Below are 16,455 nucleotides of genomic sequence, written 5' to 3' on the forward strand. Positions count from 1 at the left end.
GAATTCTCTTTAGAAGTTAGCTTTATGATTCAGTGACTTATCAGCCAGGCGGCTGCCTAGCCGATCTTTGGGCTCTTAAAATCTCCGCATTTGTTCGATGGCGACGATTTCGCCTTCAACCCAGTTTTGAATGCGTGATGCGGTTGGAATTGATGTCAATAACAGCAGGATAAAGGCGCCACCAATCACCAAATTGACAGGATGGCCTTCTGTGAAGTAGGCAAATAAATTCAGGAATATCGCGCCTTCCAAAATGGCGGCTGCGATAATCGAACTGTATTGGTAAACGCCATACAACTGTTGAAACACGACAGAGTCGGATTCGGATTGGTCGTCAGCGAATGGCTCCAGTGGTCCCTCAGGAAATAAATCGGCGATCCGCGTCCTTTGTTTCGAAGCCAGAAAGTTTGGGGCAAAAATCCAAGCGACAAACATCGCTGCTGCATCCACGACAGCAATTATCGAAAGAACACCCAACTCCTGTTGTTGGTTCACACCGGCCACCAGCAAATACGCCAGAAACCCGCTTGGAACAATCGCGAGATTGACGTAAATGATCTGCAACGTGCGAGCGGCCTGCGCTGCTGACCGAACGAGTTGTGGTGATTGCGATGCCATTCGTTCGCTTCTGCTAGTTTCCTGCCTTGAACACCGACTTGGATTTCACATGCACCTGATCCACGATGCCGATGATTGCCGCGTCGATGGGGAGTGTTTTGGTTTGCGGGGTGAAACGGGCGCTGGAACCTTGTACGCAGAGCACCACTTCGCCTTCGCCGGCTCCCACTGTGTCGACCACGACAAACGTGCGGCCGGTTGGTTTGAGGGAGCTTTGATCCTTTTCGTCGACACGCAACGGCTCGACGATCAGCAGCTTTTGGCCGACCATTTCAGCGACCTTCTGCGTCGAAACCACGCTGCCGGTAATGCGTGCCAAAAACATGGCGTGTCCTTGTTGTGTTTGTTTACCGTTTTGTCAGTTACCCCCCGGCGAAGCCGAGGGCTGAGAGAAAATGTTAATTAGGAAATCGCTTTGGCCGCTTGGCGGGCGACGATGATTTCTTCGTTGGTCTGCAGTACCCAAACCTCCGTCGCACTGCCGGCTGTTGAGATCTTTGTTTCTCCGTCCACCTGTTGATTCAATTCCGTATCCAACTCAATTCCGGCCCAGGCCATGTTGTCGCAGACCTGTTGGCGAATCAGTTGGCTGTTTTCACCGATGCCGCCGGTAAAGACGATCGCATCGGCTCCGCCGAGTACCGCCAAATAGGCACCGACGTATTGGCGAATCGCAGCGACGAAGACGTCGAGCGCCAATTGCGCTCCTGCATGCCCTTCGGCAGCTGCTTCCTCCAAGTCCCGCACATCTCCGCTCAAGCCACTCACGCCCAACAAGCCGCTCTTGTTGGCCAAATCCTCTAACAACTCTGCTAAACTTTTTCCCGTCGCTCGCATCAACACCGGCAAAGCAAAGGGATCGAAATCGCCAACCCGATTGTTGTGTGGCAAGCCCGATTGCGGACTCATGCCCAAACTGTTGGCCAACGAGACGCCGTCCTTGGCTGCACAGAGCGAATTGCTGCCGCCCAAGTGGCAGGAGATGACCCGCAGGTCGTCCCGGCCCAGGATTTCAGCAATCCGCGTGGTGATGTAACGATGGCTGGCACCGTGAAATCCCCATCGTTGAACTTGGTAATCTGTTCGCCAAGCCGCTGGAACCGCATAGCTGCGATTGGCCAGCGGAATCGTATCGTGGAAGCCTGTTTCCAATGCCGCCACGAGCGGAATTTCCGGACATGCCTCGCGCAATTGCCGCATGGCTTTGACATACGGGGGATTGTGCGCGGGTGCGATATCCGACAACTCCTCCATTGCCGCTAACAACTCCTCATTCACAACACGGACACCGCTTAGCCGGCCAGCGAAAACCGTCTTAAACCCAATGACCGCCACTTCACTCACCGCGCCTAAGCAACCATGCTCCGCGTCGGTCAACTGCTCTAAGCAGATTTTGACCGCTGCGGCGTGATCCGGAATGTGCCGCGTGGCGGTGTCGGAGTAATCTCCGATTTCCACTTGGCACGAACTCTCCGCCGAACCGATCCGATCAATCCCGCCCCGCGCAAGTTGCACATCGGACGACAAGTCAAACAACCGGTACTTAAAACTCGTAGAGCCGAGATTGGCGACGAGGACTTTCATGGACTCGAATCCGTTCGTTTTGGTTAGTGGCTAGTGGTCAGAGGTTATGATCGGCAGCGACGGATGGCTTGAACCATCGCGACGCAAGTCACGTCAAATGGTAAACAAGGTATCGCTAGCGAAACTGGCCACTGGCCACCGGCCACTGACCACTCGCGCCAGCCTTAGACGAACATTTTCATGACGGCTGCTTCGGGGCGGGCGATGACGTGGGCGCTGACGAGTTCTCCCGAGCGTCCTGCGACATCGGCACCGGCGTCCACAGCGGCCCGCACGGAACCCACGTCACCTTGGACGACGGTCGTAATGTAGGCACCACCGATTTGAATTTGCTTGACCAACGTCACGTTGGCCGCCTTGAGCATGGCATCCGTTGCCTCAATTTGGGCCACCAGTCCCTTGGTTTCGATCAACCCGATTGCTTCTCCACTCATGGTCTTCACTTGTCCTAACAAAATTTTGTGATTGAATCCGCCGCATCATGCATAGATGCCGAGGCGGAGATTATTTGGTTGCTTTAGCTGAAGGGAGAATTCCCGTCAGTTCTTCGTGCGGTCGCGGAATGACTTGCACGCTGACGACTTCACCGATTTTGCTGGCAGCACTGGCACCGGCATCGACGGCGGCTTTGACCGCGGCCACATCGCCAACGGCGAACACCGTCACCAAACCACTCCCGACTTTTTCCCAGCCCGCCAACTCAACGTTGGCCGCTTTGAGCATCGCATCCGATGCCTCGATCAGGGCGATCAACCCCCGCGTTTCGATCATGCCTAAGGCTTCCATCGCTTTCGCCATCTCTTTCATCTCCTCGTGTTGTGAGACTAAGTGCTGCGGATCCAATGATCCGCGGTTTGAAAAACAATTAAAAACATCCGCTTCAGTGTCTGTATTGGGGAGCGAATTTCATCGCCATGTTCTCATCAATGCTTGCAGGCGCAGTCGCTCGATTTTGCATGCGGGACGATTAATTCGACTTTGGTGGCCCGATCGAGCGAGACGGCGTTGCCTTCGTCGGTGTCGAGGTGGACCTCCAACTTCACATCGTCGCTGGCACGCACCAACAAATCTTCCAAGGTCGTCGTGCAGCCTTCGGACTCGATCCGCAAATGCAACCGGTCGCCATCGGCGACGCCGTAGTAGGCCAAATCGGCTGGACCCATGTGGACGTGCCGTTCTGCACGAATCACACCCGCGGTCAATTCAACAACCCCTTTGGGGCCAACGAGCACGCAGCCGGTCGTATCGTGGTGATCGCCGCTGCAGCGGACGGGCAGGTCGATGCCCAATGAAATGCCATCGGTAAACGCCAATTCGACTTGCGACGCATTGCGGGTCGGTCCCAAGACCCGCACGTCCGGCAGCATCCGTCGGCGAGGGCCGACAACCGCCACGGTTTGTGTCGCGGCGTAATAACCGTCCTGATACAAATCGCGCATCGGTTCCAATTTGGCGCCTGGGCCGAACAACACCTCCACGTGCTCGTCGGTCAAATGCACGTGCCGGGCGGAGATATTCACCACCAGCGGATTGGGCTGCGCGGATTTGTCACCCAGTCGCGCGAGCAGGATATCTCGCACGACGTGTTCGATTTGTGTTCTGCTAAATCCGTTGCTCAGTTGCGTCATAGAAGAATCAACCTGTTGTAATATGATTTCGCCGGTCCATTACGACTCGGCAATCGTGACTTCGACACCGGCGTCGGCAAAAATTGTCCGCCATTGATCCGTAATTCCCGCATCGACCACAACGCGGTCGACTTGCTCCAGAGGAGCCAAGTGGGCCAATGCACGATGGCCCAGTTTTCCGCTATCCGTGACGACCACGACTTCTTCGGCCACTTCCATCATGCGTCGTTCGGTTTCGACCAGCAGGGTGTTGCTGTTGAACAACCCGATTTCAGTCACGCCTCCCACGCTGATAATCAACCGCCGCACATGAATCTGCGCCAACGACGCCATCGCCACCGGCCCGAGCGCCACACCTGTTTTCGGGTACAAATACCCGCCGATTGCCACCAGTTCGATATCTGGCTCGTTGGCCAACAAATTGAGAATAGGCAGTGAGTTTGTGACCACTTGCAGCGATTTGCCAATCAAGTGCCGGGCGACTTCATAGGTCGTCGTCCCGCCGTCGAGCAAAATCGCCTCCCCTTCTTCAATCATGGCCGCCACGGTTTTGGCGACCGCCTGTTTTTCTGAGAGGGCCCGAGTGCCTCTTTCAGCTAAATCCGCTAATGAATCACCGACATATGCCGCTCCGCCACGCGTGCGGCGGATATGACCGGATCGGTCAAGATGCTCCAGATCCCGTCGAATCGTGGATTCACTGACACCGGTCTGCTCGACAAGGTCTTGTAGAGACGCAAATCCAATATTTTCAACAGTTTGCAGTATTCTGTGCCGTCGTTCGTCCAATAACATATTCTCGAAATCCATTCAGAGTAACGCGTTCCCCACACCATTATTGCGTCACGATCTTTCATTATCAACCATAAACTGTCATGAAGGACGCGCAATTGTGAACTATTGTGACAGGTAGTCCTCCAAAACCAGTCATGCCATATGTGCAGAGACGTGGTATTCACGCAACATGGGGCATGACGGTGAATTGCTGGCGCAAGGTGAGCGCAAGCTTGAAGGGGCAGGGGAGGCTCGGAAATTTAGCGTTTCAACCCGCGTCTAGGCGGGTGAATCGAGTGCGTCCGCCGCAGGCAGAATGCGGACGCGGCGGCCGTCGACTTCCAGTCGACCGGCGGCAAAAAGGCGAATCGCTTCGGGATACGCTTCGCTTTCGGCCTCAAAGACCCGGGCAGCTAGGGTCTGCGGAGTGTCATCGTCTAGCACCGGTACGGGGCGCTGCAAGATAATTGGTCCGTTGTCATAGATGTTGTCAGAGAAATGGACCGTGCAGCCACTCACCTTGGCTCCGCGGGCCAATACGGCTTCGTGAACGTTGCCGCCATAAAAGCCGGTGCCGCAAAACGCCGGAATCAGCGCCGGGTGGATATTCATCACCCGTAGCGCAAAGTCCTCGGGGATTTCGAGCAGCGAAAGATAGCCCGCCAAAACCACCAAGTCGACTTCAGCATCGCGACAGGCGTCAAAAACAGCAGTGCTGAATGCTGAGGTCTCCTCGAAATCCTTCCGCGAGATCACACGGCAGTCCAATCCAGCTGCTTGCGCCTTGGTGACCCCGCCGCAATTGGCGCGACTGGCAATCACCAGTGGAACTTCGGCGTCGAGTTGACCGGCAACCTTGTGTTCCAGCAGATTGGTGAGAGTCGTCCCGCCACCGGAGAGTAAGACAGCCAACCGAATAGGGCGGTTCAGTGGCAGTGCAACGGGGCGAACGACAGGCATGATTCCATTAGCTTTCGGGTGGGGAAAACGGGGTGGCATCGTCAGTCATTTTCCGCAGACGTTCCTGCCGGATGCGACGATCCTTTGCGGAGATTCTCCAAAGGAACGCGATCAGAATCAAGAGTGCGACTGTGGCGACGACACTTCCCCAGAAAGGTGAGATGACCGGAGCGGGTTCTTGGCGGGGAAACCATTCGATCCGCTGCGCGATGAGCAACGGCGCAATCCGGACCGCGTCTTGCGCGTCGTAGGCATAGAGTTTGAAGAAATAGCCGGTGACAGCGACTTCCTCCAGCACGTCTCCACCCCGGGGCATTCCGGGGGGCACCTCGCGGCAGACAATGATATAAGGGTGCGTACGCGAGTCCTCGGTGAACAGATAAGCTTGAAACGCGACCCCCAAATCGACGTCACCATCGATGATCGGCATCTCTTCCACTCGGCGAACATGCCCCTGCAGCGGGACGAGTTGGCCGCGATAAGCTTGCGGGTTCTTGAGCATGTCCGCGTACAAAGAAAACCGATAACGCGGACCGTTCGGGTCTTTGTCGAGTGCGAGTTTCTGATTGTCGTAAAACTGCTGTTCAAAATTTGCCAAGTTTTTTTCGGCGACGGCCTGCTGCTGTTTGTAATCCCCGGCAGCGACGTAATCCAAAAGTTGAAAGTAGGCGTCACGTTCATCATCGCCGATTCCGCGCGTCTTGTCCTGCACGCTGCTAAGTTCCGGGAGACCCTCGGGAGCATCTTCAGCTCCGGCCAAATGCACCGAAGTGAGGCCAGGGGCGAGCGAAATCAGCATGGCCAGCAGCGCGACGATCCCTGTGGCAGGGTAGGGCGGCCAATGGCGGGGAATTTCAAGGAGTTTTGAGACAGGGTTCGCCATATTGAAATTTGAGAGGTTTTGCAAAGATTTCGCTGAGATGAGAAGCGATTATTCGTCGAGGCATCCTCGATGCTACAGGGCCAGTTTCGCAGTTTCGGGGACGGATGTCGATGCGAGCCGCTGTTTGCTGGAGCAATTGGTTCTCAGAAACGGCTTGTTTCTCAGGGGGCGTCAGGAGGGGCTATTTGAGAGGCCGTTGACACGTTCTGTGGTTTACCTATAATTCCCGCAACTTTTGAAACAGATTTTCGAACGTCAATGCCCGTGGGCGCGAACCGGGTTGCGACAGACTTACCGATGCCCGTACAGGCAGATGGTTTTGCATGTTGTGGCGGCGTTTGCCGTGTGCGACTGACGGACCACATCTCATTATCGATCAGACGGACTTTGAGGACGCCCCCCATGGCTGAAAATGTTGTTGAGTTTACTGATGGAAATTTCCAATCGGAAGTTCTCGAATCGGACGTGCCGGTACTGGTGGACTTTTGGGCCCCTTGGTGTGGGCCTTGCAAAATGATTGCCCCCACGATCGACGAGTTGGCGAATGACTATGCCGGCCGCGTGAAGATCGGGAAAGTCAACACCGACGAAAACCAAGCGACTCCCACGAATTATCAGATTCAAGGAATCCCCACGATTCTGTTGTTCAAAGGGGGCGAAGTCGTTGACAAGTTTGTCGGCGTGGCCAACAAAGCCAAGTTCTCCGCCGCTTTGGATACGCACCTGAGCTGACCCCCGCGGCGATGGGACCGCTGCAGGTCGTGTCGCCTGGGTTTTTCAATGCTTCCAGGGAAAGGATTCCCGGAATGAGCGAAGACGTCACAAGCAGTTCGCCGCCAGCACAAACACCGAGCGATGGCGATCCGCAACGCCTCGGTGAACATCGTGTGGACGGTCCGCATGCGCTCCGTTCCTCCGCGTCTCCCAGCACCATAGCTGCAATGGCTCCGGCAGCCGCGTCACAGGCTCCGGCAGCCGTGTCAGAGGCCTCGGTTGCTTCTTCAGAGGCACCAGCTGCTGAGTCGCAGTCGGCCACTGTTGATGTTGATCAATACGCCGGCCAGCAGGTTGAGGCGAATTCGGCGGCGGAAGCGGCCAGCGGTGTGGGACTGTTGCGCGAAGAGCGGACGCTGTTGCAGGCCAGCCAAATCGCTGAGCGTCTGAGGACGCAATTCTCCGAAATGGACCGCCGCGAACAACGGCTGAATGGTCAATTGGCCTTGTTGGACCAAGAGCGCCGCAGTGTGCGGTTGTGGGTCAGCCAATTCGAGGAAGAGGCCGAAGAACGTGACGCTCGACTGCATCAACAGGAAGCGGACTGCACCGAACGGCTGCAGCAATGCGCCAAGCTCGAGCACGAATTGGAGCAGCAACGGCAAGAACTGGTTCGATCTCAAGGCGAATTAGCGGCGCAACGCACCGAACAGACAGCTGAACTCGAACGGGAACAAACGCTGCTGCAAAACCGAGTTCGCTTTCAAGAAGAGCATCTCAAGAAGGCGCGGCACGAGCTGGAGAGTCATCAAGAGGAATTTCGTCGCGAACAGCAACAGGCTGTTCAGGACCGGCAGCGGACGGCGGAAAGCCTGCGGATTCAACGGGTCCAAGCCGTCCGGTTTCGCGAATTGTTGGACCAGCGAGAGAAATCACTGGTCCGTGAACGTGAGCTGATCCAAAAACATCGACTGGCCAGTCAAGACAAGAATGACGCGGACCGTGAGCGGTTGCTCAACGAACGTCAAGCTTGGGACCGGGACCAAGAAACGCAGCAATCGGAGCTGCGCCGCCAGCAAAACATGCTCAAGTTGCACGCCGAAAACCTCGAAGCCCGGCGGCTACGACTCGACCGGTTGCGGGCCGAGTTAGAAGACACGCATCGCAAGACGTTGGAAATGCGGCTGTCGGTCGAAGAGGCTTGGGCGCAACTCGCTCAATCCACCGGGCCGGATGTCGCCAAGCAGCGAGTCGACGAAGCGCAAGCCGCATTGGCTGAGCATTACAAACAATCCCGTGAGGACCTCATCCAACACCGCCAAGAGTTGGAGCGGGCGCAAACGCAGTACCAGAAACAACGGGATGAATTCCGTGAAGAGCGACAGGCTCTCGCCGAATGGGTCACCGAACGGACGGCGCAATTGCAGCAGCGCGAGCAACGGGCTGCGGAGGCGGAACAGACGCTCGAAAGCCGTGAGCAATCCTGGCACCTAAAGCAGCAGCAATGGAACCAGGAAAAGGCACAGGCCGAGGCGGTCATACGGGATTTGCTCAAACAAATCTCCGACCAGGAATGCGCGGAAACTGCGCCCACGGTTCGCGCAGCTGACCCCGAAGGTTAAGCGGTTCGGCGGGATCGTGCACAGAACGAATTCCCGGTGCGTTCGCTTTTATCTGCGGATTCGGTGAAACCGGCATGCTCAACCATCGCTACTCAGGGTGGTCCCGTTTGATGGGAAACTGCCCGCGAAGCGGCGGAAAATGTTGCCAGGTGACGAATCCCCCGCTACGCTAGCGTTAGAGTCTGGGGACTTACCGGCTGAGGGGACCCTTCCAACCGGTCCTCCCAACTCCCCACAGCGCACGGATCGTTTCACGATCAGCGTCCCACAATGCGGTCATGAACCGCGATCAGGACTGGACGGAGAACCAAGTTAATGTCACGCGGATGCATTCGATTGACGATTCTGTCGACGTTCCTGCTCAGCTCAGGACTCCTCGCCGTTCTGGCCATTCCCGCTGCAGGCCAAGATGGCGACCAGCCGGCCCAAAAAACGCCGCAGTCCGCGCCTGGTGTGGTCACAATCAAACGCGCGCAGGTCAAACTAATTGACCAAGTGGAGTTAGCCTCAGCCCGCGAAGGGATTCTAAAATTTGTCGAGCCGCGTGAAGGGGACATAGTACACGCGGACCAAGTCGTAGCCGGACTGAAGGACGAAGTGGCGCGGGCGGAGTACGACACGGCCAAGGCACAGGCTGAAAACGATATCGAAGTCCGTTACGCCACCAAAGCGTATGAGTTTGCTAAAAAGGATCTCGAAAAAAGCGAAGAAGCCAATAAACAAACTCGGAGGGCATTCGCAGACATCGATATTCAAGAGAAAAAACTGGCTGCCGACAAAGCCGAATTGCAAATCGAACAGGCGAAATGGCAGTTTGACGTCAACAAGAGAAAAGCGGATGCTGCCAAGGCTGTGCTTGAAGAATTCTCCGTCGTGGCTCCCTTTGACGGCATGGTGACGGATGTTAAAAAGTCCAAAGGCGAAGCGGTCCGCGCGGGTGATGTTATCCTGGAAATCACCAGCACGCGACGCCTGAAAGTTGAAGGCATGCTGCACTACAAGGATGCTTGGCAAATCAAACAGGGCATGCCGGTCACTGTCACGCTTGATGTCGACGAGGATATTCTGCCAGCCAAACAGAATGTGTTTAAGGGACGCATCAAATTCGTAGCCCTAGAAGTCGACAGTGTCGCCAAAGATGTGCTGATCACCGCTGAAGTGGAGAATGCTGATGGCATCATGCGCGCCGGTTTGGAAGCGACCATGACAATCGACATACGTAGCGCCGATAAACGCGAAGCGGCTCGTTGATCTGACGGCCCCATTCGGGGTGGACGACTTCACTTGAACGGCTATCGATTTCTGAATCGCTTTGATGGGGAGAATGGCGCGGAATTTGATCCGCCGTCTACGTCGCTCGGGACATAGAAGAAAGTGTCGAGTGGCCGAGTCCGCAAAAGGGCTTTGCCCATCAGCAGTTATTGCACAAGTGGCAAACAAACTTGTGGGAAATCGAGACTGATTTTGCGCGAACCCGTCTTGACCCTGTGTGTCCCATCTGCAACGATACTTCTATCGGGTCGTGGAAACGCACACGACGGACTATCCACCCGTGACGTGGTCGGGGCTGGCGCACCGGTCGAAGCGGGAAGTTCTGTTGGGGAAAGGAGGTGGTCTAGTGGAATATGTTTGTTGTAATAGCCAGCGAGGTGGTTCCGCCTAGACGACAGCCGGCGGGCTGTCGAAGTTGATGGCAGCCACCGACTCGTAAGGATCAACATTGATCCGTATTTACGAGAAACAACAGAGGCCCGGTTCTCGATGTGAGAGCCGGGCCTTTTTTTTATTAGTAGGCAGTAGGCAGTGGGCAGTGGGCAGTGGGCAGTGGGCAGTGGGCAGTGGGCAGTGGGCAGTAGGCAGTGGGCAGTGGGCAGTGACGGGGCTGTTTTAGTTGAACCAGATGGCGAAGCCGAAGAATTCTCCGCGGAAGACGCGCATGAGTCTTTGCCAGACGCGGGGGTCGGTGAGGGGGCCGTCTTCTAGGTACGGGTCGGCTGCGGTTCCCGATATCCAGAGGACAAGATCGAACTGTCGTGGCTCGGTGAAGACGGGCCGTAGGTTGATTCCGCGGGCTTGCGATGCCTGGTCGCCTCGCCAAAAGGGAATCAACCGCTTGCCTTGGAGGAGCAACTCCATTTCGTCTAAGAACTCGTGCCAGGCGTCGATCATCTCTTGCCGCACACGGACGTTGGGCAACACGCCGGTCTGATTCGGATTGGGCAACCATTCATGATCGTCGTCGTTTTCGGCCAGAATGCGTTTCCACGACTGGCGACTTTGTTCGATCATTGCTTCGAGATGCTCGAGCGCATTCGTCATGCGTTCCGGGGCGACAACCTGAAAATTGATCAGGTGAATAAATGCAACGATGTCGAAAAGACCGTTATTGATCCACCCGGTTTGCGGCTTACTTTCTTCGGTCAAATACACATAGGGCGTTTTGTTGTTGGAGATCAACAGGTGTCCCGCTCGTTCAAAAAGCTCGTGACCATCGTACGCCAATGCGATGTCGCAAAATGCCGACAACAAATGGCAATACCCCCGCAGCCAATGCACATCCCCGCCGTCGAAGGCAATCAGGAATTTTTCGCCAGCGGCTTGGTCTCCGCCGCGAGTGACGGTTGCTAGCAGTTTCCAAAGAGCTTCGTTTTGGTCGGCGTTTCCGTCGGAATTCAAGTCCAAACGAATGCGGCCGAAATGTAGCGGCAGTTTGACATCGGTGGTGTCGACTTTCGCCAGCGTCGCCTCGGCGACTGTTAGCTTGGCCAGAAAGGTCTCCAGGATCTTGCCCCCCGCCTCGTAGGTCATTTCCTCGGGATGGGGATTCTTGGGAATTGGTAAACGCAGCAGCGGGATCTGTCCCGCAACGAACCGCGACGTCCGCAATCCGTAGCGATGGTACGATTGTCCCAGATGTTCGATCGCCTGCAGAAACTGCACGACTCCCAGGCTGAAGCGTGCCTGTTGGTCGTCTGGTTGTTGGGCGATCAATTTTTCCAAGGCCGCCGCTGCTTCGGCCAACTCCCCTTTCTCTAGGTAGCTCTCCACCACCGGTGGCTGCGGGGCCTCGTTCGCGGCCACGGCGTAATTGGCCGCTGGATGTAACAACAAGAACGCGGGCATGATCAATAAACAACAGTGGCGGACTTTCATCGGTCGGTTCCCCATTCATTGCGGCGGCGGAAGTGCGCGCAGCAGCGAGCAGCGTAAATCCTCGGGTGCTTCGGATTCCGCTATTCGGTTGCCGCAGGCGAAGTTTCTCACTCAGACGCGACCGTTTGTCGTATATCACGCCGGTTCACAAGAATTTTCTGAAAAACCTATGGAACTCCGAATTCACGCCATAACCTGCAAAATTCCACGACAGAAATCGGGCAAGTCGTCCGGTTTACGACTGCAGACGAAATGCCGATCGACGACGACGGGTGAGTCTTCCCAAAGGGCACCGGCGTTGATGAGGTCGTCTTTAATACCGGGCGAGCCGGTGACGTGGACTCCCTTGTAGACACCAGCTGAGATGGGAATCCAACCGCCATGACAAACAGCGGCGACCAGTTTGCCAGCGCTATCGAAATCACGGACCAGCTGGAGCACCTTAGGATCGCGGCGAAGCTTATCCGGCATGAAGCCACCCGGGACGACCAACCCATCAAAGTCGGCCGCGTCCATGTCGTCGATTTTCGCATCGGAGACGCACGGGTAGCCGTTCTTTCCCGCATACGTTGCACCAGCCTTCGGCCCGGCGACGGTGACGGTAGCCCCGGCTTCGATGAGTCGCAATTTGGGGTACCACAATTCGAGGTCTTCATAAATATCGCCAACGAAGATGAGAATCCGTTTGTTGGCGAGCGGTTGTGTGTTGGGCATTTAGGGGCTCCTATTGGATTAAATCTGTGTTTTCTCTGTGTTCAATCTGTGGCTAGTTGGAGCCATGATCTACGGGACAGTCGACAATTCGCCATTCCAATTAAAAAAGATCAACTCCACATCGAACGGCTTTGCCGGCGGATCATTTCCGACGTAATGTGCGGCTGCATTTCGACCTGCTCATCCGCTGCCGGGGCGGCGATGCCGGTCCGTTCGTGGAAGCGTTTGCGGATGCCCTTGGGCAAAAATCGCGTGAGCTGCGACATAGAATGTCTGCCGAAGCCGCGTCCGGGCATATAGTCGTTCAGCGGGAAGCAAACATACAACGAGTTTTTAGCCCGGGTGAGTGCGACGTAAAACAACCGCAGTTCCTCTTCGATCTCCGCCTCGTTCTTGGTCGCCATGTCGGAAGGGATTTTTCCGTCAGCCGCATGCAGGACATACACAGCGTCCCATTCCAGGCCTTTGGCGGAATGGATCGTACTGAGCACCAGATAGTCGTCGTCCAGCGTGGGCGGTCCGGCGAGGTCCTGCGTCGAAGCCGGGGGATCGAGCGTGATTTCTGTCAGAAACGTTGCCCGGTCGGGAAATCGATTGGCGAGTTGTTCGAGTTGCTCCAGGTCCCGTAGCCGCGCATCGGCGTGATCGTATTTACGCTGCAACAGGTCTCCATAGAATTCAAAAACACAGTGCACTTGATGCGGCAGGTCCTGCAGCTTCGGCCCGTTGAGGTTGCGCATCAGTTCCACGAACTTAGCCCAGTAATCCTTGGCGGCCGCCGGTGGATCGAACTCTTCCCAGACGCGAAAATCGCCGCCTGCGTCGTTGAGCAGCAACATCAAATCCCGCGTCCGTTTGGGGCCGATGCCGGGTAGCAACAATAAGACGCGAACTCCCGACACAAAATCGCGGGGGTTTTCCGCCAGCCGCATATAAGCCATCAAGTCTTTGACATGCGCCGTTTCCACAAATTTCAAGCCGCCGTATTTATGAAACGGTATATTGCGGCGGGCCAGTTCGAGTTCCAGAGTCATGCTGTGCTGCGATGCGCGGAATAACACCGCTTGTTTGCGCAGGTCGACACCCTTTTCGCGATGCGCCAAGATTTCGGAGATCACAAATTCGGTCTGCTCATCCTCATCCTGGCAATGCACCAAGACCGGGGGTTCGCCTTGCGTTTGTTCCGACCACAGCTTCTTTTCATGCCGCTGTTGGGCTTGGCCGATCACTTCGTTGGTGACATCCAGAATCGGTTGTGTACTGCGGTAGTTTTGCTCCAGCGGAATGACACGGGTGTTGGCGTATGTTTCGGGAAAGTCCAGGATATTGCGGACCGTGGCTGCCCGGAATGAATAGATCGATTGCGCGTCATCACCGACGACCGTCACACCTTGCCCGTCGGGCCGTAGCAATTGCAGGATTTCCGCCTGCAGCAGATTGGTGTCTTGATATTCATCGACGAGCACGCAATCAAAGCGGCTGCGGATCGCCGTGCCGGCTGCCGGGTCGCTGAGTAATCCGTGCCAGAACAACAGCAGATCGTCGTAGTCGAGCACGGCGTTGTGTTCTTTGCGATCAACAAATGCGGCGAATAACCGGCGAAGGTCGTCTGCGTATTGCACACACCAGGGGAACGAGTTCGTCAGCACATCTTGCAAGCTGCGACGTGAATTAACGCAGCGGCTATAAATGTCGATGCAAGTGCTTTTGCGGGGGAACCGGGTCTCGGCCGATGCGAGATCCAATTCCGTACGGAGGACGTTGATCAAATCCTCGGAGTCACTGCGGTCGTGGACGGTGAATTCCGGTTCTAAACCGATCGAGCGACCATGCATCCGTAGCAGTCGTGCTGCGACCGCGTGAAAAGTGCCGCCCCAGAGTTGTTTTCCGCTGTACTTGCCAACCCGCGCGCCGCGTTTTTCGGAGAGATGATTCAATTGCCGCAAAATGCCGTCCACGCGGCGGACCATTTCGCCGGCGGCGCGGCGGGTGAAAGTCAGCAGCAAAATCCGCGCCGGATTCACGCCATCGGCGATCAGATGCGCCACCCGGTGGGCCAGGGTGGTGGTCTTGCCCGTTCCGGCACCGGCGACAATCAACAACGGATCACGGCCATGCACGGCGGCGCTGCGTTGTTGCTCGTTGAGTGTACTTAAGATTTCGTCGATGACCGGCGTCGGTTCCATCGTGCTGCTGTGCTCCCTTCCCTGCGAGACGGTTCATCCGCCGCGGCTTGTAGGGCTATGATGACCGATGCGGTGGATGATGGGAAGCGCAGCACGGTGGAATTCCACCTCGTTCCCAAGCTCCCGCTTGGGAACGCACCTAACAGCTTGTTAAAAAAAGGGTGCCACGGGCGGCTTGTCCGCCAGTGTAGAACGTGTGACCTGTGAAACACTGCTGGACAAGCCCACAACTGTCCGGTTTAATTCTTCGGTTCTTGTCGTAACTCTCTATGAAATTCAACACTTTCGGCAATTTTCAGGCGCGCACGACTTCAACTCACGGGGGTGATGTCGCCATCCTTTTTGTTCTCTCTGGCAAAAAGGAGCCGCGTAATGTTCGAAGGTCAGATGGTGTTTCCACAACTGTTGGCGTTTCTCCCGCGACGGATATTGGACAATTGCGTGCGACGCTATCACGGCAACAAACGTGTTCGTGCGTTGTCGTGTCGCGATCAGTTTTTGGCCATGATGTTTGCGCAATTGACCGCGCGGGAAAGTTTGCGCGATATCGAAATCTGCCTCACCGCCGTACAGTCGAAACTGTTTCATGCCGGGTTTCGCGGGCCCATCAAACGCAGCACGTTGGCCGATGCCAATCGCCTCAGAGATTGGCGGATCTGGCAGGACTTGGGATTGGCTTTGATCGACCGGGCGCGACAACTGTACGCCGCCGACCCGTTGCCCAGCGAGTTGCAAACCGCTGCCTACGCGTTGGACGCCACGGTTCTCAATCTTTCGCTGACGTTGTTTCCTTGGGCTCCTTCGCAGCGCGACAAAGCGGCGATCAAACTGCACACGCTGCTCGACCTGCGAGGCAATATCCCCTGTTTTTTGCGGATTTCGGGCACAAGAACTCGCGACTGCGCGATGCTCGACGAAGTGCCCGTCGAAGCCGGATCGCTGTACGTGATGGATCGCGACTACAACGATTACGGCCGTTTGCACCGGCTTCATCAAGCGGGAGCGTTCTTCCTGGTGCGGGCCAAAAGCAATCTCACCTACCGCCGCCAGAGATCGCAAACCGTGGATCGCACGACGGGATTGCGGAGCGATCAAATCATTCTGCTCAAAGACCGCCGAACGTTTCGGAAGTATCCCGACCGCCTGCGTCGCATCACATTTTTCAATGCCGAGACGCGCCGCCGTTTTGTTTTCATTGGCAATCATTTTTTGCTTTCGGCAGCCGACCTGGTGGAGTTGTATTGGCGGCGTTGGGACATCGAACTGTTTTTCAAATGGGTCAAACAACATCTGCGAATCAAACACTTTGTGGGCAATACTCCCAACGCAGTGCGGACACAAATCTGGATTGCAGTGAGCACTTATGTGCTCGTCGCCATCCTCCGCCGAGAATTGCGGATCGAACGGACGATGTCCGAAATCTTACAGATTCTGAGCGTCACAATTTTCGAGAAAACCCCTATAAAAACAGTGTTAAACGAGATTCAGTTTCAATCCCAGGTACGGCAAAACCATAAACAGTTATCATTGTTCGACTTATAACCGGACAGTTGTGGGACAAGCCAGCAGTGGCACCCAACATCTTGGATGCTATTGGTTTTTCAACGGGCACCTAAGCG

At 55.9% G+C, this 16,455-nt stretch carries 16 protein-coding genes; 4 read left to right on the forward strand and 12 right to left on the reverse strand.

Features of this window, described 5'->3' with window-relative positions:
- Positions 1-75: 75 nt before the first annotated feature.
- From Mal52_RS11380 to Mal52_RS11420, 9 genes are all read right to left on the reverse strand, one after another.
- Complete coding sequence (locus Mal52_RS11380) at positions 76-618, reverse strand: hypothetical protein (protein ID WP_145376196.1); 543 nt, start codon at positions 616-618, stop codon at positions 76-78.
- 13 nt (positions 619-631) lie between these two features.
- Entirely contained in the window at positions 632-943 is a 312-nt protein-coding gene (locus Mal52_RS11385; RefSeq protein ID WP_145376197.1) for a EutN/CcmL family microcompartment protein, read from the reverse strand.
- 77 nt (positions 944-1,020) lie between these two features.
- The gene (locus tag Mal52_RS11390; protein WP_145376198.1) at positions 1,021-2,202 is read right to left on the reverse strand and encodes an acetate/propionate family kinase; all 1,182 of its coding nucleotides are present in this window, start codon (positions 2,200-2,202) and stop codon (positions 1,021-1,023) included.
- A 164-nt stretch (positions 2,203-2,366) separates the two neighbouring features.
- Positions 2,367-2,636, reverse strand: a complete 270-nt coding sequence (locus Mal52_RS11395; protein WP_145376199.1) for a BMC domain-containing protein — start codon at positions 2,634-2,636, stop codon at positions 2,367-2,369.
- A gap of 70 nt (positions 2,637-2,706) precedes the next feature.
- Positions 2,707-3,000 carry a BMC domain-containing protein gene (locus tag Mal52_RS11400; RefSeq protein WP_145376200.1) on the reverse strand — a complete coding sequence of 98 codons (294 nt, stop codon included), beginning with the start codon at positions 2,998-3,000 and terminating at the stop codon, positions 2,707-2,709.
- 125 nt (positions 3,001-3,125) lie between these two features.
- Positions 3,126-3,830, reverse strand: a complete 705-nt coding sequence (gene pduL, locus Mal52_RS11405) for a phosphate propanoyltransferase (protein WP_145376201.1) — start codon at positions 3,828-3,830, stop codon at positions 3,126-3,128.
- A 39-nt stretch (positions 3,831-3,869) separates the two neighbouring features.
- The gene (locus Mal52_RS11410) at positions 3,870-4,625 is read right to left on the reverse strand and encodes a DeoR/GlpR family DNA-binding transcription regulator (protein WP_145380615.1); all 756 of its coding nucleotides are present in this window, start codon (positions 4,623-4,625) and stop codon (positions 3,870-3,872) included.
- A 258-nt stretch (positions 4,626-4,883) separates the two neighbouring features.
- Entirely contained in the window at positions 4,884-5,564 is a 681-nt protein-coding gene (gene purN, locus Mal52_RS11415; RefSeq protein WP_145376202.1) for a phosphoribosylglycinamide formyltransferase, read from the reverse strand.
- A 7-nt stretch (positions 5,565-5,571) separates the two neighbouring features.
- Positions 5,572-6,447 carry a hypothetical protein gene (locus Mal52_RS11420; RefSeq protein ID WP_145376203.1) on the reverse strand — a complete coding sequence of 292 codons (876 nt, stop codon included), beginning with the start codon at positions 6,445-6,447 and terminating at the stop codon, positions 5,572-5,574.
- 402 nt (positions 6,448-6,849) lie between these two features.
- On the opposite strand from Mal52_RS11420, the gene trxA reads away from it, so the two are divergent.
- The 3 genes from trxA to Mal52_RS11435 all read left to right on the forward strand — a co-directional run bounded on the left by trxA (position 6,850) and on the right by Mal52_RS11435 (position 10,034).
- On the forward strand, positions 6,850-7,179 hold the full coding sequence (trxA, locus tag Mal52_RS11425; RefSeq protein WP_145376204.1) for a thioredoxin: 330 nt from the start codon (positions 6,850-6,852) through the stop codon (positions 7,177-7,179).
- Positions 7,180-7,253: 74 nt separating this feature from the next.
- Positions 7,254-8,783, forward strand: coding sequence for a coiled-coil domain-containing protein (locus Mal52_RS11430; protein WP_145376205.1), 1,530 nt, complete (start codon positions 7,254-7,256; stop codon positions 8,781-8,783).
- A gap of 315 nt (positions 8,784-9,098) precedes the next feature.
- Positions 9,099-10,034, forward strand: a complete 936-nt coding sequence (locus tag Mal52_RS11435) for an efflux RND transporter periplasmic adaptor subunit (RefSeq protein WP_145376206.1) — start codon at positions 9,099-9,101, stop codon at positions 10,032-10,034.
- 636 nt (positions 10,035-10,670) lie between these two features.
- On the opposite strand, the gene Mal52_RS11440 is transcribed toward Mal52_RS11435, so the two are convergent.
- The 3 genes from Mal52_RS11440 to Mal52_RS11450 all read right to left on the reverse strand — a co-directional run bounded on the left by Mal52_RS11440 (position 10,671) and on the right by Mal52_RS11450 (position 14,836).
- A complete protein-coding gene (locus tag Mal52_RS11440; protein ID WP_197534836.1) occupies positions 10,671-11,936 on the reverse strand; it encodes a hypothetical protein in 1,266 nt (421 codons plus the stop codon).
- 183 nt (positions 11,937-12,119) lie between these two features.
- Positions 12,120-12,650 (reverse strand): type 1 glutamine amidotransferase domain-containing protein, encoded by a 531-nt coding sequence (locus Mal52_RS11445; protein WP_145376207.1) that lies wholly within the window; start codon positions 12,648-12,650, stop codon positions 12,120-12,122.
- Between the two features lie 110 nt (positions 12,651-12,760).
- On the reverse strand, positions 12,761-14,836 hold the full coding sequence (locus Mal52_RS11450; protein WP_145376208.1) for an ATP-dependent helicase: 2,076 nt from the start codon (positions 14,834-14,836) through the stop codon (positions 12,761-12,763).
- Positions 14,837-15,208: 372 nt separating this feature from the next.
- Between Mal52_RS11450 and Mal52_RS11455 the strand changes: the two genes are divergently transcribed.
- Positions 15,209-16,378: an IS4 family transposase gene (locus Mal52_RS11455; RefSeq protein WP_145376209.1), complete on the forward strand. Its 1,170-nt coding sequence runs from the start codon at positions 15,209-15,211 to the stop codon at positions 16,376-16,378.
- Positions 16,379-16,455 lie beyond the last annotated feature (77 nt).

It is taken from the genome of Symmachiella dynata, assembly GCF_007747995.1.
In the GTDB taxonomy this organism is placed as follows: Bacteria; Planctomycetota; Planctomycetia; order Planctomycetales; family Planctomycetaceae; genus Symmachiella; species Symmachiella dynata.